Consider the following 22,645-nt stretch of genomic DNA (forward strand, 5'->3'; position numbering starts at 1 on the left):
CTCTTCTTGTCTCACGCCAATGTACCGTGCGGCCCTACTGGCACACAAGCACGCCAACCGCAATTGTGCGCATGGTGGAATACATGGCTTGCAGTGCTCTGTGCTGGACCGTTGACGTTCGATAGTCAATTGGCGCATCAAGATTGAAACGGGCGAGCATGAAGTTCTCGCCTCTGGGAGGAGCTGCCGACATGGCCGAACCGCAGCGCGCGCGACCGAAACCGACGCCGGAAACCCAGCATTTCTGGGACGGCACGAAAGCGGGCGAATTGCGCCTGCAACGCTGCGATGCATGCGCGCATGTCTATTTCCCGCCGCGCCCGTTCTGTCCGTCCTGCGCCTCGCGCAAGGTCAGCATCTTCAAGGCGAGCGGCAAGGGTTTTCTCTACAGCTACGTGATCAACCACCGCCCCGCTGCGCCCGGGTTCACGCCGCCTTATGCGATCGCGGTGGTCGAGCTGACCGAGGGGCCGCGGATGATGAGCAACATCATCGACTGCCCGCAAACCCCCGAGGCGCTCGAGCTCGACATGAAGCTCGAGGTCGCCTTCGAGGCGCTCGACGACAAGATCACCCTCCCCGTGTTCCGCCCGGCGAAGGGGTAAGTCATGCGCAAGAACCAGGTTGCCGTCGTCGGCGCGGCCGAGACCACCGAGCTCGGCGTCATCCCCAACGTGTCGCAGCTCCAGCTTCACGCGGATGCGGCACTCAATGCCATCGCGGATGCCGGGCTGAAGCTGTCCGACATCGACGGCTTTGCCACTGCCGTCGAGACGCCGCAGCAGGTCTGCCACTATCTCGGCATCAAGCCGACCTGGGTGGACGGCACCTCGGTCGGCGGCTGCTCCTTCATGTTGCACGTTCGCCATGCTGCGGCGGCGATCGAGGCCGGCCTGTGCAAGACGGTGCTGATCACGCATGCCGAGAGCGGCAAGTCGATGATCGGCAAGGCGCCGCGCTCGATCCCCGCCGACAGTCTGCAAGGCCAGTTCGAGGCGCCCTACGGAGTTTATGGTCCGCCCAGCATGTTCCCGATCCCGGTGCTGCGCTTCATGAAGACCTACGGCATCACGCACGAGCAGCTCGCCTCGGTCGCGGTGGTACAGCGCGAATGGGCGGCAAAAAATCCGCGGGCGATGATGAAGGACCCGATCACGGTCGCCGACGTCCTCAACTCGCGCATGATCGCCTATCCGCTCCGCCTCTTGCAGTGCTGCCTCGTCACCGATGGCGGCGGCGCCCTGATCTTGACCTCGGCCGACCGGGCCAAGGATTTTCCGCGCAAGCCTGTCTACATCATGGGCACCGGCGAGAGCGTCGAGACGCCGATGGTCAGCCAGATGGAAACGTTCAACTCCTCGCGCGCGTTCAAGACCGCGGGGCCGCTCGCCTTCAAGGAAGCCGGCATCGCCCACAGGGATGTCGACCATCTCATGATCTACGACGCCTTTGCGCATCTGCCGCTGTTTGGCCTCGGCGACCTCGGCTTCATGCCGCATGAAGAGACCGGCAAATTCATCGCGGACGGCAACACGCGGCCGAGCGGCAAGCTGCCGCTCAACACCAATGGCGGCGGGCTGAGCTACATGCATTCCGGCATGTACGGCATGTACGCGCTCCAGGAGAGCGTGCGCCAGATGCGCGGCATCGCGCCGGCACAGGTACCGAACGCGAAGATTTCAGTGTGCCACGGCGTCGGCGGCATGTTCGCCGCGAGTGGCACGATCGTGTTTACGAACGAGAGGTAATCCACATGACAAAATCACTGCTAGACAAGGTCATCATCGTCACCGGCGCAGGCCGCGGCATCGGACGCGAGATCGCGCTGCTCTGCGCGGCGGAAGGCGCCAAGGTCGTCGTCAACGATCCCGGTGCGGCCGCTGACGGCGCCGGTTCAAGCGCGTCGCCCGCCGAGGAAGTGGTCGAGGAGATCAAGAAGCGCGGCGGCATCGCCGTCCCCAATTTCGAAAGCGTCGCGGAAGCCGTTCCTGCCAGCAAGATCGTGAAGACTGCGACCGATCATTTCGGCCGACTCGACGGCGTTGTCAACAATGCCGGCATCTTGCGCGACATGATCTTCCACAAGATGAGCGTGGAAGCGTTCGAAGCCGTCATCAAGGTTCATCTGATGGGCTCGTTCTACGTCTCGCACGCAGCGGCACGGCTGTTCCGCGAGCAGGAGTCTGGCTCCTTCGTTCATTTCACCTCGACCTCGGGCCTGATCGGCAATTTTGGCCAGGCCAACTACGCCGCGGCCAAGCTCGGCATCATCGGCCTGTCCAAATCCATTGCGCTCGACATGGGCCGCTTCAACGTCCGTTCGAACTGCGTCTCGCCGTTCGCCTGGACCCGCATGATCGGCACCATCCCGACCGAAACCGAGGCCGAGAAGGCGCGCGTCGAGAAGATCAAGCAGATGGGTCCGGAGAAGATCGCGCCGATCTGCGCCTATCTGCTCTCCGACGCCGCCAAGGACGTCTCGGGCCAGATCTTCGGCGCGCGCATGAACGAGCTGTTCCTGTTCAGCCAGAACCGCCCGCTGCGCTCGGTTCATCGCAGCGAAGGCTGGACGCCGCAGTCGATCGCGGAACACGGCATGCCGGCGCTGAAGGGCTCGTTCTACAAGCTCGACCGCTCCGCCGACATCTTCCCGTGGGATCCGGTTTGAGGTTGCGCGAACGGTGAGCGGCGAATAGGAGTTCTACTCGCCACTCGCCCTATCCCGTATTCCTCAACCCCGCCGAGATGCCGTTGATCGTCAGCTGAATTCCGCGGAGCACCTGCTCATCCGGGTTCTGCGCGCGATGCGCCTTCAGCAGCTCGACCTGCACGTGGTTGAGCGGGTCGAGATAGGGGAAGCGATGGCGTACGGAGCGTTCGAGCAGCGGGTTGCCTTGCAGCAGGCGGTCCTGCCCCATGATATCGAGCAGCGTCTCGATGCAGGAATGCCATTCGCGGCGGATGCGGCCGAAGATCTTTTCGCGCAGGCCCTCGTCCGGCACCAGTTCGGCATAGCGCGAGGCGATCGCGATCGAGCTCTTCGCGAGCACCATGTCCATGTTCGACAGCAGCATGCGGAAGAACGGCCATTCCTTGTAGAGCTCTTTCAGGAACGGCATGCCCTTGTCGGGGTGCTCGGCGATCCATTGCTCGACCGCGCTGCCGAAGCCGTACCAGCCCGGCAGCATCAAGCGGCATTGCGCCCAGGAGAACACCCAGGGGATCGCGCGCAGATCCTCGATCGCGCGGGTCTTCTTGCGCGAGGCCGGGCGGCTGCCGATGTTGAGCGTCGCGATCTCGTTGATGACGGTCGAGGCCCAGAAATAATCGACGAAGCCATCGGTCTCGTAAACCAGGCCGCGATAGGCTTTGAAGGCCAGATTTGAGAGCTCGTCCATTGCAGTGAGATATTCGCGGCGGGGCGCGCTCTGGCTCGGCTGCAACAGGCTCGCATCCAGCGTCGCCGCCGCCAGGATTTCGAGGTTGTTGCGGCCGACTTCCGCGTTGGAATATTTCGACGTGATGATCTCGCCCTGCTCGGTGATGCGGATCTGGCCGTTCACCGCGCCGCCCGGCTGCGCGACGATGGCGTCATAGCTCGGACCGCCGCCGCGGCCGACCGAGCCGCCGCGGCCGTGGAACAGGCGCAGGCGCACGCCGTGGCGCTCGAACACGTCGACGAGGCCGATCTCGGCTTTGTAGAGCTCCCAGCCCGACGTGACGAAGCCGCCGTCCTTGTTCGAGTCGGAATAGCCGAGCATCACTTCCTGCACGCTGCCGCGGCTGTCGACGAGCCGGCGGTAATCGTGCAGCGAGAGCATGCGATCCATGATCGCGGAAGACGCCTGCAAATCCTCGATGGTCTCGAACAACGGCACGACATTTATCGCGCTGCGCCCGGAAGGATGGACGAGGCCGACCTCCTTCAGCAGCACCGCGACCTCGAGCATGTCAGACATTCCCGTGCACATCGAGATGATGCACTGGGGAATGGCGTCGGAGCCGAACATCGCATGCGCTTCCGCCGCGGCATGGAAGACGTTGAGCTCGCCCATCGTCTCGTCACTGTACTTGACAAACGGCGAGACCAGCGCACGCGTTGAGCGCAATTCGTTGGTGAGCAGCGAGATGCGCGCCTCCTCGCCGAGCGCGAGATAGGACATGCCGGGGTTCGCGGCGTCCATCAGCTCGGCGATGGTGCGTTCGTGCACCGCCGAGTTCTGGCGGATGTCGAGCCGCGCCAGATGGAAGCCGAAGCAATCCACCGCACGCCGCAACAGCCGCAGCCGGCCGCGGGCGATGACGCGGGCGTTGTTGGAGATCAACGAGCGATGCAGCACGTCGAGATCGGCTTGCAACTCCCTGACGCTCCCATAGGGCGCGCCCTTGCCGACCGGCCGCCGCGTGATCTCGACCTGAAGCTTTTCCGCAGTCGCCGTCAGACGTGCATAGATGCCGGAGACCGCGAGCCGATAGGGCTCGCCGCTCCGATGCGGCGAGGTGTCGGGTGAGCGCTCCGCCAGTGTGCGCAGCTCTTCCGAGACGTCGGCGAGATGGGCGGCGATCGACAACTCCGAGCCGAGCACGTGCAGCTCTTCCAGATAGAACTGCATCACCCGGCTCGACTGCAGCCGCAGCGTTCCGCGCATCACGTCGGCAGTGACGAAGGGATTGCCGTCGCGGTCACCGCCGATCCAGCTTCCCATCCTTAAGAAAGAGGCGAGCTCGCTCGCAGCCGCCTCGCCGCCTTCTTCCAGCCGGTCTTCCAGCGTATTGACCAGCCGCGGCACCTCGCGCAGGAAGGTGTAATCATAGAACGACAGGCCGTTGGCGACCTCGTCGAGCACGGTGAGCTTGGTCCGGCGCAACAGATTGGTCTGCCACAGCGTCAGCACTTCGCGGCGGAGCTGCTCGTCACTGGCGTCGACCTCGTCTGCGGTCAAGGTGACGCGCTCGCGGCGGTCGAGCAGGGCCGCGACCTCCATCTCGCGGTCCATGGTGCTCTTGCGGCGAACTTCGGTCGGGTGCGCGGTCAGAACCGGGCTGACGAGCGCGCTCTTGAAGAAATTGCGCAGCATATCGGTACCGATCCCTGCGCCCTTGGCCTTGCCCAGTGTCTCTGCCAACACGCCGGAGCCGCCGCCCTTGCCGGCTCGCATCTGGCGGATGTTGTTCTGGTCCTCGGCAATGTTGGCGAGGTGGGAGAAATAGCTGAAGGCGCGGACGATCCGCACCGTCTCGGAGGTCGACATGCTGTCGAGGATCTGCTCGAGCTCGCGGCGGGCAATCCGGTCCTCGTCGCGGTGAAACCGGATCGAGGTCTGCCGGATGCGCTCGACCAGGTCGAACACGTCGGCGCCCTCCTGGTCGCGCACGGTGTCGCCCAGGATACGCCCGAGCAGGCGGATGTCGTCCCGCAGCCGCGCATCCGCCTCCAGGGCCTGGACGTCCTCAGGGCGGTTGGAGCGCTGCTCAGCTGCGTCGGATGGTACGGTCTGGAGGGACATGGCTGGCTCCTTTTGTAGAGCTCCCAATGGCTCCCCGGCCTGCCGAGTGTGCAAGTTTTTTGCCGCAGCGCAAGATGAAGTTGGGGGCGGCGCACACAGGTCGTCCAGGGAAGCGCGCCAGCAAGCCTAGGCCGGCACGATCACCTTGCCGATCGGCCAGAGTGCGATGCCCGCGAGCTTGAGATGGGCCCATGCGAAGGGAATGCCGATGATCGTGATGGCGAAGATCACGGCCGTCAGGACATGGCCGAGCGCCAGCCACCAGCCGGCCAGCACGAACCAGATGATGTTGCCAATCACTCCGAGCGGGCCGGTGCCGATATCGCCCGCGCCGGTGACCTGGTCGCGACTGACCGCTCGCGAGCCGAACGGCAGCAGCGTGTAAATGGCGATGTTGAACGCCGCCCGTGCCCAGGGAAGGCCGATGATGGTGATGGCCATGATGACGGACGCCACCAGCCAGCCGAACGCCATCCAGGCGCCGCCGACAAGGATCCAGAGTACGTTGAGCAGGAGAGAAACTGGGGCCATAGGATGATCCGCGAGACAATGACGCCGTCTATATAGGATCGAAATCTGTCTCTGCTAAGACGGCTTCGTAGCCTACCGCCCCTCGAACTTCGCCTCGCGCTTCTCCATAAACGCCTTCATGCCTTCGGCCATGTCCTGGGTTTTAAACAGCGGCAGGAGCTGGAGATAGACGTGGTGGACGTGGTCATGGAAGTTTTCGTTGAGGCCCATTCGCATCATGCGCTTGGAGGCCTGGACCGCCAAAGGCGCGTTCGCGGCGATTTCACGGGCGATCGCGGTGGCGCGGTTCATCAGGTCGGCATCGGGTACGACCTCATTGGCGAGGCCCCATTCCAGACACTCGCGCGCGCTCAGCGTGCGGCCGGTAAAGATCAGCTCAGAGGCCTTGGCCCAGCCGAGCATGCGCGGCAACAGCCAGGTGCCGCCGGATTCCGGCACCACGCCGCGCTTGACGAAGGCGGCGGCGAGCTTTGAGGATTCCGCCATGATACGGATATCGCAGCCGAGCGCGGTATCCATGCCGTAGCCGGCCGCGCCGCCGTTGACGGCGCAGATGGTCGGCTTGTCCATCGCCTACAAGACTGTCGGCGGGGTGTTGCGGAGGTTGATCGTGGTCGGCGAGGACGCCGCACTCAGACCATTGCCGTCGCGCTCCTTGCGGAGATCAAGGCCGGCGCAGAACGCCCGTCCCTTGCCTGTGAGGATCACGACGCGAACGTTCTTGTCCTCATTCGCCTCGGTCAGCAGCCGGGCGAGATCGTTCAGCATCGGGCCGGAGATCGTGTTCAAGCGCTCCGGCGCATTCAGCGTGATCGTCGCGATGTGGTCGGCGACCTCGTAGAGGACTTCGTTGGCAGCGTCGCTCATAAAAATGTCTCCTTGTCCCCTATCTCGTAGGGTGGGCAAAGGCGCGCTTGCGCCGTGCCCACGATCTGTGCCTTGTGACGGTTATCGTGGGCACGCTCCGCTTTGCCCACCCTACAGGTCCTCGTCGAATTGTTAGATCTTCCGCCCCGCCTGTTCCCAATAGGGATCGCGCAGGCGGCGCTTGAAAATCTTTCCGGAATCTTCGCGCGGCAGTCCGGTGCGTATCTCGATATGCTTGGGCACCTTGTAGTCGGCGAGCGAGGTCTTCAGGCGCGCGCGAACATCGGACGCATCGAGCGTGATGCCCGGTTGCGGCTCGACCACGGCCATCAGCGCCTCGCCGAACTCGGCATCGGGGATGCCGAACACGGCGCAATCATGCACGCCGGGCACGGCGTGCAGCACGGATTCGATCTCTGCCGGATAGATGTTGACGCCGCCTGATATCACCATGTCGCGCTTGCGGTCGCAGATGAAGACGTAGCCGTCTTCGTCGATATAGCCGACATCGCCGGAAGTGATAAAACCGTGGCGGTCGATCTCGGCGCGCTTCTCCGGCTTGTTGTGGTAGGTGAAGTCCGCCATGCCGGCCATGCGGGAATAGATCTCGCCGATTTCTCCCACTCCGAGCACGCGGCCGTCATCGCCGATGAAGCGCAATTGGGCGCCGGGGGAGATCTTGCCGACGGTGCCCGGCTTCTTCAGCGCGTCCTCGGAGGTCGCGAAGGTGACGGCGCTGGATTCGGTCGAGCCGTAAAACTCGTAGATCACCGGCCCCCACCATTCGATCATGGCGCGCTTGACGTCCGCCGGACAGGGGGCGGCTGCGTGGATGATATGGCGGAGCGAGGAGACGTCGTACTTCTTGCGGACGGCATCCGGCAGCTTCATCAGGCGGATGAACATGGTCGGCACCATGAAGATGGTGTCGATCTCAAAGCGCTCGATCAGTTGCAGAAACTCTTCCGCCTCGAAGCGCGGCATCAGCACCAGCGCGCCGCCGAGTTTCCCTGCGCGGACGCCGAACGAGTTCGGCGCGGAGTGATAGAGCGGACCCGGCAAAATCGCGCGGGCGCCCGGCTTCAGCCCATAGATCATCGCGCGCATGCGCTCGCCGGCGGCCTGCTGCTCCGGCGTCGGCGCATTGCGGCGTACGCCCTTGGGGTGGCCGGTGGTGCCGGACGTGTAGATCATGTTCATGGGCTGTGGAACGACCGGGCCTTCATAAGGCTGCTGTTGCGCGAGCCAGGACTCGAAATCGATCGCGAAGTCCGGGGCCACCAGATGATCCGGGTCGATCATATAGCTGGACAGGATCTCCGGCGGCGTCGGCACGCTGAGCACGATGACGCCTTCCGGAATGACGTCGCGCAAGGCGTGCAGCATGTCGGCGTGCCCGATCAAGACGGACGTACCGGTATCGCCGAGGATGTAGTTGATCTCCTCCGGCTTGAAATGCCAGTTAATCGGCACGCCATAGGCCCCGAGCCGCATTGCGGCGTAGGCAGCTTCCAGGAAGGCGATGTCGTTGCGCATCAGCATGCAGACGCAATCGCCCTGTTTGACGCCGATTTTGGCGAGGCCCGAAGCGATGCGGTCGGCGCGATTGGCGACCTCGGCATGGGCACGACGGCGATCGCCGGAGACGATGCCGAGAAACTCTGACGTTTCGCTCATTTGTTTTTCTTTGTTGTTAGTGGTTGTCATTCCGGGGCGATACGAAGCATCGAGCCCGGAATCCATTTCACAGCGGACAATGAGGCGCGATGGATTCCGGGCCTGCGCCTACGGCGCATCCCGGAATGACGGACTCAGTCCGCATACTTCGCTGCGCGCTTCTCCAGATTGGAACGCACCGCTTCGGTCTGGTTCGCGCTGCCGATCAGCTCCTGTTGCTCGACGGATTCGGCAAGCAGCGCGGGGCCCGGATCGACCGAGAGATTGTTGAGGAGGCGCTTGGCAGCGCGGACCGCATCAGGGCTCTTGCCGGCGATCTCGCGCGCGACTTCGAGCGCTGTGGCGCGCGGATCATCACAGATGCGCGTGGCGAGCCCGTAGGTCATCGCTTCCTGCGCGGAGAAGATGCGGCCGGTGTAGGTGAGATCGCGCAGGATATCATCGCGCACGAGCGAGGCCAGGATCGGCGTGCCCGCCATGTCAGGCACGAGGCCCCATTTGATTTCCATGATCGACATCCGCGCATCGGGCGTCAGAAAGCGCATGTCAGCGCCGAGCGCGAGCTGAAACCCGCCGCCAAACGCGACACCCTGGATCGCGGCAATTACCGGAACCGGAAGCTGGCGCCATCCCCACACCGCCTGCTGCGGAAAGTTCGCCTGGCCATGCGTACGCGCGGTGAGGTCGCGATTTTCGCCACCCGGAATTCCGTTGCCGCCCTTCTCCTTCATGGCGGCAAAACGCCCCATGTCGAGACCGGCGCAGAAAGCGCGCCCTTCGCCGGACAACACGACGACGCGCACGCTTTTTTCCCGTGAAAGCCGCTCGGTTGCCGCAACAAGGGCCTCGAACATGGCCTGATCGAGCGCATTCATCTTGTCTGCGCGCACCAGGCGCACGTCGGCGACGCCTTCCGAGATCGAGATCGAGACGCGCTCTTCCATGGATGAATTCTCCCCTGTTCTTGTTCGGTGCCGCTTTACAGAAAGACGGCGGCCGGATTTAGTCAATCGACCAATTAACTGACAATCCGTACGGGAGAAACAGCCATGTTCAAGGAAAATCTTCTGGCTGGACGGCGCATTCTCGTAACCGGCGGCGGGACCGGGCTTGGCAAGTCGATGGCGGCGCGCTTTCTCCAGCTCGGCGCCGAGGTGCACATCTGTGGCCGGCGCAAGATCGTCTGCGACGAGACTGCGACCGAGCTGATGGCTGAGTATGGCGGCCGCGTCACCAGCCACGGCGTCGACATCCGCAATGCGCTTGCGGTCGAAGAGATGATCGAGAACATCTTTCGCGATGCGCCGCTGACCGATCTCATCAACAACGCCGCGGGCAACTTCATCTCACGGTCAGAAGAACTCTCGCCGCGCGGCTTCGATGCCGTTGCCAACATCGTCATGCACGGCACGTTCTATATGACGCATGCGGTCGGCAAGCGCTGGATCGCCTTGAAGCAGCCCGGCAACGTCGTGTCGATCACCGTGACCTGGGTGCGCAATGGCTCGCCTTACGTGGTGCCGTCGGCGATGAGCAAGTCTGCGATCCATGCCATGACGATGTCGCTCGCCACCGAATGGGGCCGATACGGCATCCGCCTCAATACGATCGCGCCGGGTGAGATCCCGACCGAAGGCATGAGCAAGCGTATCAAGCCGGGCGATGAGGCCGGTGCGCGCACCAAGGCGATGAACCCGATGGGCCGCGTCGGCACCATGGAAGAATTGCAGAACCTCGCAGTGTTTCTGATTTCCGGCGGCTGCGACTGGATCACCGGCGAGACCATTGCCATGGACGGCGCGCAGGCACTCGCAATGGGCGGCAATTTCTACCAGCTCCGCGACTGGAGTGACGACGACTGGAAAACCGCACGCGAGAGCATCATGGCGCAGAACGAGAAGGACCGGGCGAAGCGGGGGTAGCGCTCTCTGCCGTATTGTCTTTGCCCGCGGATGACGCCACACTCCGCGGCATAAAAAACGCGGCATAAAAACCAGGCACCACGGGAGAAACATGTCCGGATCACCGAAACTGGCGAATCTCGCCGACATGGTGCGCGAGCGCGCCAAGAGCCGCGGCAACGCCACCGCCTATGAGTTCGAGGGCCGCGTCACCAGCTTTGCCGAGTTCAACGTCAAGACCAACAAGGTCGCGAACGCGCTGATCGCGCTGGGCGTGAAGAAGGGCGACCGGATCGCCTATCTCGGCAAGAACAGCGATCTTTATTTCGAGCTGCTGATGGGCGCGATGAAGGCCGGCGTGGTGATGGCGCCGGTGAACTGGCGGCTGGCAGGCCCCGAGGTTGCCTTCATCGTGGGCGACTGCAAGGCGCCGGTGCTATTCGCAGGGCCGGAGTTCATCACCCAGGTTCGCCAGATCAGGGATCAGATTCCGGGCGTGCGTACCGTCATCGCCACCGAAGGCGGCGCGCCGGAATGGCAGGATTTTATTGCATGGCGCGATGCGCAGAGCGGCGATGATCCAAAAGTTCAGATCAACACCGGGGACATCGCGATCCAGCTCTACACGTCGGGCACCACGGGCAAGCCGAAAGGCGCGATGCTGTCGCATGCAAACTTCCTCAATCTGGTGCAAACAGGCAATGCTGAGGACAAGCCGGAATGGAACCGGTGGTCGACCAACGACGTGTCGCTGGTCGCGATGCCGATCTTCCATATCGGCGGCTCCGGCTGGGGCGTCATGGGCCTCTATCACGGCGCCCGCGGCGTGATCGCGCGCGAGTTTGATCCGACCAAGGTGCTGGATTTCTTCGAGCAGTCCGGAATCACAAAGCTGTTCATGGTGCCGGCGGCGATGCAGTTCGTGGTGCGGCAGCCCCGCGCGAAGACGGTCGATTTTTCGCGGCTGAAGTACATGCTGTATGGTGCTTCCCCAATTCCGGCGGCGCTGCTGAAGGAGTGCATCGAAATCTTCAAATGCGGCTTCGTGCAGATGTACGGCATGACCGAGACCACCGGCACCATCGTCGCGCTCCCGCCGGAGGACCACGTCGAAGGACTCGAGCGGATGCGCTCGGCCGGCAAGGCGCTGCCGGGCGTCGAGATCGCCATCCTCGACGCCGACGGCAAGCCGTTGCCGCCGCGCGAGGTCGGCGAAATCGCGACGCGCTCAGGCTCCAACATGGCCGGCTACTGGAATTTGCCGGAAGCGACCGCCTCGACGCTGCGCGGCGACGGCTGGCTGCGCACCGGCGATGCCGGCTACATGGATGAGGACGGCTACCTCTACATCCACGACCGCATCAAGGACATGATCATCTCCGGCGGCGAGAACATCTATCCCGCCGAAGTCGAGAGCGCGCTGTGCGATCATCCTGACGTGGCGGAAGCCGCCGTGATCGGCATCCCCGACGACAAATGGGGCGAAGCGGTGAAGGCCGTCGTGGTGATGAAGCCGGGCAAAGAGGCGACCGCCACCGACATCATCAACTTCACCCGCGAGCGCATCGCAGGCTTCAAAACGCCGAAGAGCGTGGAGTTCTTGCCAGCGCTGCCGCGCAATCCGTCGGGCAAGATTTTACGGCGGCAGCTGCGCGAGCCGTATTGGGCGGGGAAGGATCGGCGGGTCAATTAACGGGCGGTCCCGTAGGGTGGGCAAAGGCGCGGAGCGCCGTGCCCACCATTCTTCTCCGTCTGCGAGAAGTCGTGGGCACGCTCCGCTTTGCCTACCCTACTGCACCGGTGGGCTTTAATGCTTCCCCGGCCCCATATAGCCGAACAGGAACCCTGCCACCTTGCGCATCTGGATCTCCTCGCTGCCTTCTGTGATCCGGTAGCGGCGGTGGTGGCGATAGATGTGCTCGAACGGCTTGTGGCGTGAATAGCCCATGCCGCCGTGGACCTGCATGGCGCGATCGGCGGATTCGCAGCAGAGGCGGTTTGCCCAGTAGTTGCACATCGAAACACGATCGGACAGCGTGCGCTCGATCTGCTCCTCGTTGAGCTGGTCCATTTCCCAGGCGGTCTTGCGGATCAGAAGACGCAGCATCTCGGCTTGTGTGGCCAGCTCCACCAGCGGGAACTGGATCGCCTGATTCTCGGCGAGCGCCCGGCCGAACGGCTTTCGTTCGCGCGCATATTTGACGCTTTCATTGATGCAGTAGACGGCCGCGCCGAGCGAGCTCGCAGCCTGCCGGATTCGGTTCTGGTGCACGAAGCATTGCGCCAAGGACAGGCCGCGGCCGACTTCGCCGAACTGTGCATCTTCCGGCACGAACACGTCCGTAAAACTGACGCGGGGATGATCGGTCGGCATGTTGAAAGTCCACATGTACTCCTCGACCTTCACGCCGTGGCTCTTGGCCGGCACCAGGAAGCAGGTGATGCCGCGGGCATCGCCGTCACTGCCCGACGTGCGCGCGAACAGCGCGCAATGCGTGGCGACGTGCATGCCGGTGGTCCACATCTTCTCGCCGTTGATGATCCAGCCCTTGACGTTGTCGCGGGTCGTCGGCACCGCGCGCGTCTCCATGTGGGTGGCGTCCGAGCCGTGATGCGGCTCGGTGAGGCCGAAGGTGATGCGGTACTTGCCCTTGATCGAGCCGTCGATCATCGCCTTCTGGTCGTCGCGGCCGTAGCGATCGAGCATGGTGACGACGGGGAAATTGCCGACGACGGAGTGCTCGTTCTGGAGGTCGTTGTGCAGGCCAAGCCCCTTCGCCGCAAAATGCTCGCGGATCACGGCCATCCAGAGGTTGGAACCGTCCTTGCCGCCATATTGCTTCGACACCGGAAAGCGCAAATGGCCGGCGGCATCCGCAAGATCCTTTGCCTTGCGCAACAGCGCTTCCCATTCGTGACGCGGCAGGCCGCCATTCTCGAAATCGGTACGCGCCCATTCGCGGCGATGATCGAAGAACCGAATGTTATCGTCAGCCGCTTCCAACGGCTTGATCTCGCGTTCGATGAAACGGTCGAGCTCTCCCAGATAGGCGACGAGATCGGCAGGCAATGAGAAATCCACGGTTCTCTCCCGGATTGATTTTATCGTTTTGCGTTAAGGCGCTAGGCGCATCTTTGCTTCGCGCGATTAAGGTGAGAAGAGCGCGCGCAAGTCAAGCAAAGCGAGGCGTGTGAGAGGCGCAAGGCGCGCCCGCGCAATTCGATGGTGCTCCGGCGCTGGCAAGCGGTAGTATGACGCCAATATTCCTTCGGAAGAAAATGCGGGAGCGTGCGATGGAGCTGAAATTCTCAAAGGTGGAACGCAAGGGACCGATCACGATCATTACGCTGTCGCGGCCCGAGGTCTACAACGCGCTGCATATCGACGCGCATTTCGAGCTCAACAAGGTGTTTGACGATTTCTCCTCCGATCCCGAGCAATGGGTGGCCGTCGTCACAGGCGCCGGCGACAAGGCATTCTGCGCCGGCAATGATCTGAAGTGGCAGGCGGCCGGAGGAAAACGCGGCTGGGACAAGGGCGGCTTCGCCGGCCTCACTGCGCGATTCGACTGCGACAAGCCGATCATCGCCGCGGTCAACGGCGTCGCCATGGGCGGCGGCTTCGAGATCGCGCTCGCCTGCGACCTCATCATCGCCTCCGAGAATGCCACCTTCGCCCTGCCCGAGCCGCACGTTGGCCTTGCCGCACTCGCCGGCGGCCTGCACCGCCTGCCGCGGCAGATCGGATTGAAGCGTGCCATGGGCATGATCCTCACCGCGCGTCATGTCAGCGCCAAGGAGGGTTTTGAGCTCGGCTTCGTCAACGAGGTGGTGCCGCAGGGCGATGCGCTCGCCGGCGCGCTGCGCTGGGCAGAGATGATCACCAAGAACTCGCCGATGTCGATCCGGGCGTCCAAGCAGACCATCCGGAAGGGGCTCGCCGTATCGCTGGAGCAGGCGATCGAGGAGCAGCGCGAATACCCGGCGGTGAAGGCGATGGTGGCCTCGCAGGACTACATCGAGGGCCCGAAGGCGTTCTCGGAGAAGCGGCCGCCGAAATGGGTGGGGAAGTAAGGCAGTCTCTCCGCCGTCATTGCGAGCGGAGCGAAGTAATCCAGATTCTTTCCGCGGCAGCAGTCTGGATTGCTTCGTCGCTGCGCTCCTCGCAATGACGGGGAGAGACCTACCCGCCTCGACCTAGCTCCCGCTTGTACGAAGCGTAATTCGGCTGATCCACGGCGAGCTTGTCCATCGTGGTCGCCCACAGATGCTCGGCAAGACCAGGCGTTGCAAGGTCCACCTCACCCTTCGCGATGCGCTCGGCGAGTGCGCGGTTGAGCGCCGTGACAGTGCCGTCCGTTCCGAGCAGCGCACGTAGCCTCTCCATTTCCTTCGCATCGCTCCCCTCCTCCTGCGTCAACTGCCGCGTAACGAGGTCGAGGATGTTGATCGCCACGCGCAGCTTAAAGGCCTGGTGACCAGAGATCAGCGGTGTGATGTCGTTGCGGAGAAAATCCGCGACCGCCTTGGTCAGCTCGATCGGTGTCGGTTCGTCCTGCATGCCTAACCTCCCCGCGGCGCGAGCAGCCGCAGCAGATCAATCTCCGTCTCGGACGCGCGGCGGCCAATCATGGCGCGCTCCATCGAATGATCGGGTCCCTCGCGGAACCGCTGCATCATACCGCCGCACATGATGCCCCAGCGCAGTGTCCCCATCACTTCCCAGAATTTGACGCGTGACGGATCGAACTTGCGGCCCGCGGCTTCATAGCCGGCAAACAGCTCGTCGCGCGAACCAAACCCACCGACAGGCTTGTCGATTTCGCCGAAGCGCCAGGAGTTGACGCAGACCCAGCCCAGATCCTCCATGGGATCGCCGAGATGGGCGAGCTCCCAGTCCAGCACGGCGCGGACGCCGTCGGCGCCGATGATGAGATTGCCATTTCGGAAGTCGCCATGCACCAGCGTGATCTCCGCCGAGGGGCCGGGATCGTGGTCGCGCAGCCAGCGCAGCGCCAGCTCGAACACGGGCTTTGGCCAATTCAGGCTGCGATAGTCGCGCTCGAACTCAGAGATCTCCTGGGTCCCAGTGCGACTGCGCAACTCGGGCAGTTTGTCCTGCGGCAGCCTGTGCAGGCCTGCAAGCACGCCGCCGATCTGCCGCGCAAGCAGTGGCCGCGCCGCCGCGAATTCGTCGTCGCGCAGGATCTTGCGCGCGATGGTTTCGCCCTCGACCCGCTGCATGATGAACCCGGTGCCGAGGCCCTCGTCCGGCTTCAGCACATGCATCACGCGCGGCGACGGCACACCGGCCTCGTAGGCGAGCTGCATCAGATGCGCTTCCGCGGCAAGACCCGCCGCGCGCGTCGGCGCCGCGCCATAGCCTTTCGGCGAGCGGCGCAGGATCGCACCGATCGGCCCGTCAGGATGCACGATGTCGAAGCGCCAGGTCTCCTGGCTGGCGCCACCCGAAAGCTTCGCCGCGCCGGCGACGCCGGTCGCACCGGGACACCAGCGCTGGACGCTACGGGAAAGCTCCGCCTCGATCATTTGCCTTTGAACTGCGCGGGCCGCTTCTCCAGGAATGCACCGACGCCCTCACGGAAGTCCTGCGTGTCGCCGGCGCGGATCTGGCATTGGAATTCAAGATTGAGCTGGTCCTCGAAGGAATTCTCGGGGCTGTCCCAATAGAGCTTGCGGATCAGCGACAGCGCGGTCGTCGGGCCGCTGGCGAGATCGCGCGCGAGCTTCATCGCCTCCTCCATCAGGACGCCGTCGTCATAAACGCGGTTGACGAGGCCCCATTCCAGCGCCTTCTCGGCCGGCAGGCGCTCGCCCATCAGCGACAATTCGACCGATCGCGCCTTGCCAATCAGGCGCGGCAGCAGCCAGGTCGAGCCGCAATCCGGCACGAGCCCGATGCGGCGGAAAGCCTGGAGGAAGTAGGAGGAACGCGCGCATAGAATCATGTCGCCGAGCAGCGCGAAGCTCATGCCGGCGCCGGCGGCCGGGCCGTTGACGGCGGTGACGATCGGGCAATGCAGATTGCGGATGCGGCGCAGGAACGGATGAAACCCGGTCTCGAGCGTCAGGCCGGCCTTGGTCTTCTTTGCCTGGTTGTTGCGGCCCTGAAGATTAGCTCCCGTGCAGAACGCCCGCCCGGCGCCGGTCAGCACGACGCAGCGCACCTCGTCTTTTTTCTCCTCGATCGCGTCGAGCGCGTCCGATAGGCCGCCCAGCATGTCCATGGAGACAGCGTTCATCACCTCCTGATGGTCGAGCCTGAGGATCGCGACCGAACCATCCAATTCGAGCGTGACGTGTTTGAACTGCATCGTTTCCTCGTCAGTTGCCGCCTGCATCAGTTTCGCAGACCGGAATTTGTTTGCCGGCGCGCATATTTGATTTTTGGCGCGGTCTTGTCCATGGTGGCGAAAGCATACCCCACCGCCATATCGCACGATCTTGCGCGCACCGGCTGACGCGCGGCATACCAAGAAACCTTGCCAAGAAACCTTGCCAAGAAACCTTGCCAAAAACAGGAAACGCGCCATGAACCTTTTTGACCTCACCGGCCGCGTCGCCGTGATCACCGGCGGCAATGGCGGTATCGGGCTCGGCATCGCGCAGGCGCTGGCCGGCCAGGGCTGCAACGTCTCGATCTGGGGCCGCAATGCTGACAAGAACAAGGCTGCTGCCGCGAGCATGGCGGGCCTCCCCGGCAAGGTCGACAGCCGCGTCTGCGACGTCACCGATCCGGCTTCGGTCAATGCCGCAATGAAAGCGACGCTCGACACCTTCGGCCGCGTCGACGGCTGCTTCGCCAATGCCGGCATCGGCGGCGGTGGCCGCAGGTCCTTCATCGAGCGCACCGAGGAAGAATGGCGCACGATGTTTGCGACCAACCTCGATGGCGTGTTCCACGCGTTCCAAACGGCCGCAAAGCACATGACGCAGCGCGCCGAAGCCGGCGACCCGTTCGGCCGGCTGGTGGCGACCTCGAGCCTCGCCTCGATCTTCGGCACCGCGCGCAACGAGCACTATGCGGCGACCAAGGCCGCGATCAACGCGCTGGTGCGCGCGCTCGGCGTCGAGCTGGCGCGCCACGGCGTCACCGCGAACGCGATCCTGCCCGGCTGGATCAAGAGCGACATGACAGCGGGCATCATGGCCAACGAGAAATTCGTCGCCAACGTGATGCCACGCATTCCAACGCGGCGCTTCGGCGAAGCCAGCGATTTCGGCGGCATCGCCGTGTATCTGATGAGCAAGGCGTCGTCGTATCACACCGCGGATACATTCGTGATCGACGGCGGCTATACCGCGTTTTGATCTTAGGTTCGTAGCCCGGATGGAGCGCAGCGCAATCCGGGACAACAAGAAGCAATAGACCCGGATTTCGCTGCGCTCCATCCGGGCTACAAATCATAATGAGGGGATAGACAAAATGTTTTCACACATCATGATCGGCACCAACGACCTCGACAAGGCCAAGTCGTTCTACGACAGTTTGCTGAACACGCTCGAGGTGCGGCCGGCGAAGGTCGATGGCCATCGCATTTTCTACTTCACCAAGACCGGCGTATTCTCGGTGTCGAAGCCGATCAACGGCGAGCCCGCGACATGCGCGAATGGCGGCACCATTGGCTTTGCCTGCAATTCGCCGGAGCAGGTCGATGCGTGGCACGCGGCTGGGATCGCCAGTGGCGGCAAGACTTGTGAGGATCCGCCCGGCGTGCGCCAGGGCCCGGCGGGCAAGCTCTATCTCGCCTATCTGCGCGATCTCGACGGCAACAAGATCTGCGCGATGCATCGGATGCCGAACTGAGCTAGCGGCATCCTCTGCAGCCTCTCGATTCAGTCATCGCTGTCTCTGGAATACTGGATCGCCCGGTCTCCGCCGGGCGATGACAGCGGAGAGTGTGGCGCGGGCGTGCCCAGCGCGCCCCTCCGTTCAAACAACATTTCAAACGCCCCCGCGAAATTCCATCGCATGGCATGGCTCGCGTGAGAAAATGCGCGCTCGCACTTTGCGCGCGCTGCGACTATTCTCCGGCCCAACACGGTCTCAGCGAAACGGGAGGAACAATGACAAAGCACGCCTATATTCCCCGCACCACCAACTACACGCTCAATCCGGGCGACGAGCTCAATGACCTCCGCATGTCGGATCAGGTCCGGCCGCTCTATGATCACGTCAGGAAGTTCATCCGCGACACCGTCGAGCCGATGTCGATCGAGTTCGCCAAGGCCGGCGAGAAAAAGGAAGATCGCTGGAGCTTCACTCCGAAGCAACTCGAGGTGCTCGAGGTCGCCAAGAACAAGGCCAAGAAGGAAGGCCTCTGGAACTTCTTCCTGCCTGATGACGAGACCGGCCAGGGCCTGAAGAATCTCGACTACGCCTATATTGCCTCCGAGCTCGGCAAGAGCCCGCTGGCGTCCGAAAGCATGAACTGCTCGGCGCCCGACACCGGTAACATGGAGGTGCTGGAGCGCGTCGGCACCAAGGAGCAGAAGGAGAAGTGGCTGAAGCCGCTGATGAACGGCGAGATCCGCTCGGCCTATGTCATGACCGAGCCGAACGTTGCCTCCTCCGATGCCAAGAACATCTCGACGAGCGCAAAGCTGGTCGGCGACGAATGGGTCATCAACGGCGAGAAGTATTACATCTCCGGCGTGGGCGATCCCCGCTGCAAGATTCTCATCGTGATGGTGAAGACCAATCCGGATGCGGCGCCGAGCAAGCAGCAGTCGCAGATCCTGGTGCCGCGCGACACGCCCGGCGTCGAGGTGCTCGGTCCGATGTACGTGTTCGGCCAGGACCACGCGCCGCGCGGTCACATGCACATGCGCTTCAACAATGTCCGCGTGCCCAAGGAGAACATGCTGCTCGGCGAGGGCCGCGGCTTCGAGATCTCGCAGCTCCGCCTTGGACCAGGCCGCATCCATCACTGCATGCGCACCATCGGCAAGGCCGAGAAGGCGCTCGATTTGATGGTGCAGCGTGGCCTCACCCGCGAAGCCTTTGGTAAGAAGATCGCCCATCTCGGCGGCAACATGCAGATCATCGCGCAGGCGCGCTGCGAGATCGAGGCGATGCGCCTGATGGTGCTGAAGGCCGCCAAGGCGATGGACGTGCTCGGCAACAAGGAAGCCCGCGTCTGGGTCTCCATGGTCAAGGCCATGGTGCCGGAGCGCGCCTGCAAGATCATCGACCAGTCGATCCAGATGCACGGCGCCACCGGCATCTCGCACTGGACGCCGCTTGCGGAGATGTACCAGGACGTCCGCCATCTGCGCTTTGCGGATGGTCCGGACGAGGTGCACTGGATGGTGGTCGGCCGCCACGAACTGAGCATGGCTTAAGTCGCCACGTGCCGTAGGGTGGGCAAACGTGCACTCTTCGCGCGCCATGCCCACCCTCGCGACTTCGAAGAGTGGTGGGCACGCTTCCGCCTTCGCTCCGCGAGCTACAGCGGACAAGCCGCTTTGCCCACCCTTGTACGAACTCTACAAGTTACGCAGTCTTCGCGGCCTCTAACTTGTCCTGCGTCTTGGTCTCGAAATCGCCGGCGTCGTGGCGTTCGTGGAGCTGGCTGGCGGGGTCGCCGGAGACGCGGTTGACCATGCGGCCGCGCTTCACCGCAGGGCGTTGCGCGATCTGGTCGGTCCAGCGCTGCACGTTCTTGTAGTCCTGCACCGACAGGAATTCGCCGGCGCCATAGACCAACCCCTTGGCGAGCGCGCCGTACCAGGGCCACACCGCCATATCGGCGATCGTGTACTCTTTGCCGGCAAGGTACTCGTTGTCGGCAAGCCGCCGGTCGAGCACGTCGAGTTGGCGCTTGACCTCCATCGCGAAGCGATCGATGGCGTATTCGATCTTGAACGGCGCGTAGGCGTAGAAATGGCCGAAGCCGCCACCAAGATAGGGCGCGCTGCCCATCTGCCAGAACAGCCAGGACATGGCGTCTGTCCGGGCCTTGATCTCCTTCGGCAGGAAGGCGCCGAACTTCTCGGCGAGGTAGAACAGGATCGAGCCGGATTCGAACACTCGTATCGGCTCAGGACCGGAACGGTCCATCAGCGCCGGGATTTTCGAGTTCGGATTGATGTCGACAAAGCCGCTGCCGAACTGGTCGCCATTGCCGATCTTGATCAGCCAGGCGTCGTATTCGGCGCCCTTGTGGCCGAGCGCCAGCAGCTCTTCCAGCATCACCGTAACCTTCACCCCGTTCGGCGTCGCCAGCGAATAGAGCTGGAAGGGATGCTTGCCGACCGGCAGCTCCTTGTCGTGGGTGGGCCCCGCAATCGGCCGGTTGATGTTGGCGAACTGGCCGCCGTTCTCCTTGTTCCAGGTCCAGACTTTCGGCGGCACGTAGGGGGTGTCGGTCATGCGGGGGCTCCGGCGGAAAGATGCGCCTGCATTAATTAGCCCGCGAACGGCCAATGGCAAGTCCTGCCGGCTCTGCGTCCGGCGCGGGCCTCACGCCGGTGTCATGCAACAGAGCCTGTCACCAGCCTGCGCGGCTGCGTCTCGGCCTCCGTCACGAAGCCATCGTAGCCCTTCGCAGCGACCTCATCGCAAATCCGGCGGTAGACGCCGACGCCGCCGATATAGGGCATGAAGATGCGCGGCTTGCCGGGGATGTTGGCGCCCATGTACCAGGAATTGGCCTGCGGATAGAGGGTGCCATGGGCGACCTCGTTGACATGCGCAACCCATTTTTCCTCGGCGTCCCTGCCCGCCTCCATCGCAGCGAAGTTTTGCTTGCGCATATGGACGAGGCAGTCAGCAATCCACTCGACATGCTGCTCGATCGACACGATCATGTTCGAGAGCACCGACGGGCTGCCTGGCCCGGTGATGATGAACAGGTTCGGAAAGCCGGCGCTCATCAGTCCGAGGTAGGTCTTTGGGCCTTCCGCCCATTTCTGGTTCAGCGTCTGCCCGCCGCGACCGCTGATATCGATTTTCGCGACCGATCCGGTCATGGCATCAAAACCCGTCGCCATCACCAGCGCGTCGACCTCGTGGTCCTTGCCGGCGACTCGCACCGCGTTCGCCGTAATCTCCTCGATCGGATGGGATTTGATGTCGACCAGCGAGACGTTCGGCCGGTTGAAAGTCGCAAAATAATCGGTGTCAATGCAGATGCGCTTGGTGCCGATCGGATGACTGTCCGGCTGGAGCAGCTTTGCGGTCTCGGGATCCCTCACGATCTCGGCGATCTTGCCGCGGACGAAATCGGCGGCCGTGTCGTTGGCGGTCCGGTCGAGGCCGAGATTGTTGTAAACGTACATGAAGGTGAGCCCTCCGGATATTTCTTGCGGAACGTTTCGCGCTCCTCGTCGGTCAGCGCGGCATTGCGGGCGGGAATTGAGAAATTCGCCGTGCGCTGAAACACCGTGAGATGCTTTGCCTGCCCGGCGATGACAGGCGCCGATTGGATGCCTGACGATCCTGTGCCGATCAGGCCGACGCGCAAGCCCGTGAAGTCGACGTCTTCATGCGGCCAGTTTCCGGTGTGGTAGACGGTGCCCTTGAAATTCTCGAGTCCTTTGATGTCCGGTTTGCGCGCATTCGAGAGGCAGCCGGTGGCGAGCACGACGAATTGCGCCTGAACCGTCCTGCCGTCGGAGATCGTGACCGACCATCTGTTCGCGCGTTCGTCGAACACGGCGCGCTCGACGCGGGTGTTGAACTGGATGTCGCGGCGCAGATCAAAACGATCGGCGACGTGATTGGCGTACTTCAAAATTTCAGGCTGCGGTGCGTAGCGCTCGCTCCAGTCCCATTCCTGCTGAATCTCTTCCGAGAACGAATACGAATATTGCATGCTCTCGACATCGCAGCGCGCGCCGGGATAGCGATTCCAGTACCAGGTGCCGCCGACGCCGCCGCCCTGCTCATACACTTGCGCCGAGAAGCCGAGCCCGCGCAGACGATGCAGCATGTACATGCCGGCAAAGCCCGCGCCGACGACGACCACATCGCAGGCCTCGGCGGCTTGGGCTTGACTCGCTTGCGCTGGCGACATCGGTTGGCGCTCCCTGATTGTTTTCTGTTGTTGTGAGCCAGCATTCTCTGACATCAGCGAAAGCGCAAGAGGCTTATCCGTAGCCCCTCTCCCGCTTATTTTGCGCGACGGAATGGCTCAC

Annotated in this window: 20 protein-coding genes and 1 pseudogene; 9 read left to right on the forward strand and 12 right to left on the reverse strand. The window is 63.3% G+C overall.

The window, feature by feature from the left end; translation table 11 throughout:
• Positions 1 to 191 precede the first annotated feature (191 nt).
• The 3 genes from ABIA96_RS00995 to ABIA96_RS01005 are packed head-to-tail and all read left to right on the forward strand — an operon-like array spanning position 192 to position 2,668.
• Positions 192 to 605 carry a Zn-ribbon domain-containing OB-fold protein gene (locus ABIA96_RS00995; RefSeq protein WP_354135150.1) on the forward strand — a complete coding sequence of 138 codons (414 nt, stop codon included), beginning with the start codon at positions 192 to 194 and terminating at the stop codon, positions 603 to 605.
• A gap of 3 nt (positions 606 to 608) precedes the next feature.
• On the forward strand, positions 609 to 1,748 hold the full coding sequence (locus ABIA96_RS01000; RefSeq protein WP_354135151.1) for a thiolase C-terminal domain-containing protein: 1,140 nt from the start codon (positions 609 to 611) through the stop codon (positions 1,746 to 1,748).
• 5 nt (positions 1,749 to 1,753) lie between these two features.
• The gene (locus ABIA96_RS01005; protein WP_354135152.1) at positions 1,754 to 2,668 is read left to right on the forward strand and encodes an SDR family oxidoreductase; all 915 of its coding nucleotides are present in this window, start codon (positions 1,754 to 1,756) and stop codon (positions 2,666 to 2,668) included.
• A 49-nt stretch (positions 2,669 to 2,717) separates the two neighbouring features.
• Here ABIA96_RS01005 and ppc read toward each other — a convergent pair whose 3' ends face one another.
• From ppc to ABIA96_RS01030, 5 genes and pseudogenes are all read right to left on the reverse strand, one after another.
• Complete coding sequence (gene ppc / locus ABIA96_RS01010; RefSeq protein WP_354135153.1) at positions 2,718 to 5,507, reverse strand: phosphoenolpyruvate carboxylase; 2,790 nt, start codon at positions 5,505 to 5,507, stop codon at positions 2,718 to 2,720.
• Between the two features lie 126 nt (positions 5,508 to 5,633).
• Positions 5,634 to 6,038 carry a YccF domain-containing protein gene (locus ABIA96_RS01015; protein WP_354135154.1) on the reverse strand — a complete coding sequence of 135 codons (405 nt, stop codon included), beginning with the start codon at positions 6,036 to 6,038 and terminating at the stop codon, positions 5,634 to 5,636.
• A 72-nt stretch (positions 6,039 to 6,110) separates the two neighbouring features.
• Positions 6,111 to 6,905: pseudogene (locus tag ABIA96_RS01020) on the reverse strand (enoyl-CoA hydratase/isomerase family protein).
• A 132-nt stretch (positions 6,906 to 7,037) separates the two neighbouring features.
• Positions 7,038 to 8,582 carry an acyl-CoA synthetase gene (locus tag ABIA96_RS01025; protein WP_354135155.1) on the reverse strand — a complete coding sequence of 515 codons (1,545 nt, stop codon included), beginning with the start codon at positions 8,580 to 8,582 and terminating at the stop codon, positions 7,038 to 7,040.
• A 134-nt stretch (positions 8,583 to 8,716) separates the two neighbouring features.
• Complete coding sequence (locus tag ABIA96_RS01030) at positions 8,717 to 9,526, reverse strand: crotonase/enoyl-CoA hydratase family protein (protein WP_354135156.1); 810 nt, start codon at positions 9,524 to 9,526, stop codon at positions 8,717 to 8,719.
• A 105-nt stretch (positions 9,527 to 9,631) separates the two neighbouring features.
• Between ABIA96_RS01030 and ABIA96_RS01035 the strand changes: the two genes are divergently transcribed.
• Entirely contained in the window at positions 9,632 to 10,504 is an 873-nt protein-coding gene (locus ABIA96_RS01035; RefSeq protein ID WP_354135157.1) for an SDR family oxidoreductase, read from the forward strand.
• Between the two features lie 91 nt (positions 10,505 to 10,595).
• On the forward strand, positions 10,596 to 12,176 hold the full coding sequence (locus tag ABIA96_RS01040) for a fatty acid--CoA ligase (protein WP_354135158.1): 1,581 nt from the start codon (positions 10,596 to 10,598) through the stop codon (positions 12,174 to 12,176).
• A 114-nt stretch (positions 12,177 to 12,290) separates the two neighbouring features.
• On the opposite strand, the gene ABIA96_RS01045 is transcribed toward ABIA96_RS01040, so the two are convergent.
• A complete protein-coding gene (locus tag ABIA96_RS01045; RefSeq protein WP_354135159.1) occupies positions 12,291 to 13,565 on the reverse strand; it encodes an acyl-CoA dehydrogenase family protein in 1,275 nt (424 codons plus the stop codon).
• Positions 13,566 to 13,777: 212 nt separating this feature from the next.
• Here ABIA96_RS01045 and ABIA96_RS01050 point away from each other — a divergent pair, with 212 nt between their 5' ends.
• On the forward strand, positions 13,778 to 14,557 hold the full coding sequence (locus tag ABIA96_RS01050; protein ID WP_354135160.1) for an enoyl-CoA hydratase-related protein: 780 nt from the start codon (positions 13,778 to 13,780) through the stop codon (positions 14,555 to 14,557).
• A gap of 109 nt (positions 14,558 to 14,666) precedes the next feature.
• Here ABIA96_RS01050 and ABIA96_RS01055 read toward each other — a convergent pair whose 3' ends face one another.
• Genes ABIA96_RS01055 through ABIA96_RS01065 form a run of 3 tightly spaced genes read right to left on the reverse strand, consistent with a single transcriptional unit; the run spans position 14,667 to position 16,818 of the window.
• Positions 14,667 to 15,044, reverse strand: coding sequence for a DUF6285 domain-containing protein (locus ABIA96_RS01055; RefSeq protein ID WP_354135161.1), 378 nt, complete (start codon positions 15,042 to 15,044; stop codon positions 14,667 to 14,669).
• A gap of 2 nt (positions 15,045 to 15,046) precedes the next feature.
• Positions 15,047 to 16,033: a phosphotransferase family protein gene (locus ABIA96_RS01060; RefSeq protein ID WP_354135162.1), complete on the reverse strand. Its 987-nt coding sequence runs from the start codon at positions 16,031 to 16,033 to the stop codon at positions 15,047 to 15,049.
• Positions 16,030 to 16,818: an enoyl-CoA hydratase/isomerase gene (locus tag ABIA96_RS01065; RefSeq protein WP_354135163.1), complete on the reverse strand. Its 789-nt coding sequence runs from the start codon at positions 16,816 to 16,818 to the stop codon at positions 16,030 to 16,032. Before ABIA96_RS01065 ends, ABIA96_RS01060 begins: the two co-directional genes overlap by 4 nt.
• A 217-nt stretch (positions 16,819 to 17,035) precedes the next feature.
• Between ABIA96_RS01065 and ABIA96_RS01070 the strand changes: the two genes are divergently transcribed.
• The 3 genes from ABIA96_RS01070 to ABIA96_RS01080 all read left to right on the forward strand — a co-directional run bounded on the left by ABIA96_RS01070 (position 17,036) and on the right by ABIA96_RS01080 (position 19,849).
• A complete protein-coding gene (locus ABIA96_RS01070) occupies positions 17,036 to 17,815 on the forward strand; it encodes an SDR family NAD(P)-dependent oxidoreductase (RefSeq protein ID WP_354135164.1) in 780 nt (259 codons plus the stop codon).
• Positions 17,816 to 17,930: 115 nt separating this feature from the next.
• Positions 17,931 to 18,311 (forward strand): VOC family protein, encoded by a 381-nt coding sequence (locus tag ABIA96_RS01075; protein WP_354135165.1) that lies wholly within the window; start codon positions 17,931 to 17,933, stop codon positions 18,309 to 18,311.
• 260 nt (positions 18,312 to 18,571) lie between these two features.
• The gene (locus ABIA96_RS01080) at positions 18,572 to 19,849 is read left to right on the forward strand and encodes an acyl-CoA dehydrogenase family protein (protein WP_354135166.1); all 1,278 of its coding nucleotides are present in this window, start codon (positions 18,572 to 18,574) and stop codon (positions 19,847 to 19,849) included.
• 151 nt (positions 19,850 to 20,000) lie between these two features.
• On the opposite strand, the gene yghU is transcribed toward ABIA96_RS01080, so the two are convergent.
• The 3 genes from yghU to ABIA96_RS36605 all read right to left on the reverse strand — a co-directional run bounded on the left by yghU (position 20,001) and on the right by ABIA96_RS36605 (position 22,524).
• The gene (yghU, locus tag ABIA96_RS01085) at positions 20,001 to 20,879 is read right to left on the reverse strand and encodes a glutathione-dependent disulfide-bond oxidoreductase (RefSeq protein WP_354135167.1); all 879 of its coding nucleotides are present in this window, start codon (positions 20,877 to 20,879) and stop codon (positions 20,001 to 20,003) included.
• A gap of 101 nt (positions 20,880 to 20,980) precedes the next feature.
• Positions 20,981 to 21,787, reverse strand: coding sequence for a flavin-containing monooxygenase (locus ABIA96_RS36600; protein WP_502918785.1), 807 nt, complete (start codon positions 21,785 to 21,787; stop codon positions 20,981 to 20,983).
• Positions 21,700 to 22,524, reverse strand: a complete 825-nt coding sequence (locus ABIA96_RS36605) for a flavin-containing monooxygenase (RefSeq protein WP_502918786.1) — start codon at positions 22,522 to 22,524, stop codon at positions 21,700 to 21,702. Before ABIA96_RS36605 ends, ABIA96_RS36600 begins: the two co-directional genes overlap by 88 nt.
• Between the last annotated feature and the right edge of the window lie 121 nt (positions 22,525 to 22,645).

Origin of the sequence: Bradyrhizobium sp. LB11.1, assembly GCF_040549385.1 — a bacterium.
GTDB lineage: Bacteria > Pseudomonadota > Alphaproteobacteria > Rhizobiales > Xanthobacteraceae > Bradyrhizobium.

Bases quoted from the DNA above. Each gene is read 5' to 3' on its own strand.
- ABIA96_RS01075 (WP_354135165.1), top strand. From the start codon at position 17,931: ATGTTTTCACACATCATGATCGGCACCAACGACCTCGACAAGGCCAAG.
- ABIA96_RS01035 (WP_354135157.1), top strand. From the start codon at position 9,632: ATGTTCAAGGAAAATCTTCTGGCTGGACGGCGCATTCTCGTAACCGGC.
- ABIA96_RS01040 (WP_354135158.1), top strand. From the start codon at position 10,596: ATGTCCGGATCACCGAAACTGGCGAATCTCGCCGACATGGTGCGCGAG.
- ABIA96_RS01015 (WP_354135154.1), bottom strand. From the start codon at position 6,038: ATGGCCCCAGTTTCTCTCCTGCTCAACGTACTCTGGATCCTTGTCGGC.
- ABIA96_RS01000 (WP_354135151.1), top strand. From the start codon at position 609: ATGCGCAAGAACCAGGTTGCCGTCGTCGGCGCGGCCGAGACCACCGAG.
- ABIA96_RS36605 (WP_502918786.1), bottom strand. From the start codon at position 22,524: ATGTCGCCAGCGCAAGCGAGTCAAGCCCAAGCCGCCGAGGCCTGCGAT.
- ABIA96_RS01050 (WP_354135160.1), top strand. From the start codon at position 13,778: ATGGAGCTGAAATTCTCAAAGGTGGAACGCAAGGGACCGATCACGATC.
- ABIA96_RS01065 (WP_354135163.1), bottom strand. From the start codon at position 16,818: ATGCAGTTCAAACACGTCACGCTCGAATTGGATGGTTCGGTCGCGATC.
- ABIA96_RS00995 (WP_354135150.1), top strand. From the start codon at position 192: ATGGCCGAACCGCAGCGCGCGCGACCGAAACCGACGCCGGAAACCCAG.
- yghU (WP_354135167.1), bottom strand. From the start codon at position 20,879: ATGACCGACACCCCCTACGTGCCGCCGAAAGTCTGGACCTGGAACAAG.
- ABIA96_RS36600 (WP_502918785.1), bottom strand. From the start codon at position 21,787: ATGTACGTTTACAACAATCTCGGCCTCGACCGGACCGCCAACGACACG.
- ABIA96_RS01070 (WP_354135164.1), top strand. From the start codon at position 17,036: ATGAACCTTTTTGACCTCACCGGCCGCGTCGCCGTGATCACCGGCGGC.
- ABIA96_RS01030 (WP_354135156.1), bottom strand. From the start codon at position 9,526: ATGGAAGAGCGCGTCTCGATCTCGATCTCGGAAGGCGTCGCCGACGTG.
- ABIA96_RS01055 (WP_354135161.1), bottom strand. From the start codon at position 15,044: ATGCAGGACGAACCGACACCGATCGAGCTGACCAAGGCGGTCGCGGAT.
- ABIA96_RS01005 (WP_354135152.1), top strand. From the start codon at position 1,754: ATGACAAAATCACTGCTAGACAAGGTCATCATCGTCACCGGCGCAGGC.
- ABIA96_RS01060 (WP_354135162.1), bottom strand. From the start codon at position 16,033: ATGATCGAGGCGGAGCTTTCCCGTAGCGTCCAGCGCTGGTGTCCCGGT.
- ABIA96_RS01080 (WP_354135166.1), top strand. From the start codon at position 18,572: ATGACAAAGCACGCCTATATTCCCCGCACCACCAACTACACGCTCAAT.
- ABIA96_RS01025 (WP_354135155.1), bottom strand. From the start codon at position 8,582: ATGAGCGAAACGTCAGAGTTTCTCGGCATCGTCTCCGGCGATCGCCGT.
- ppc (WP_354135153.1), bottom strand. From the start codon at position 5,507: ATGTCCCTCCAGACCGTACCATCCGACGCAGCTGAGCAGCGCTCCAAC.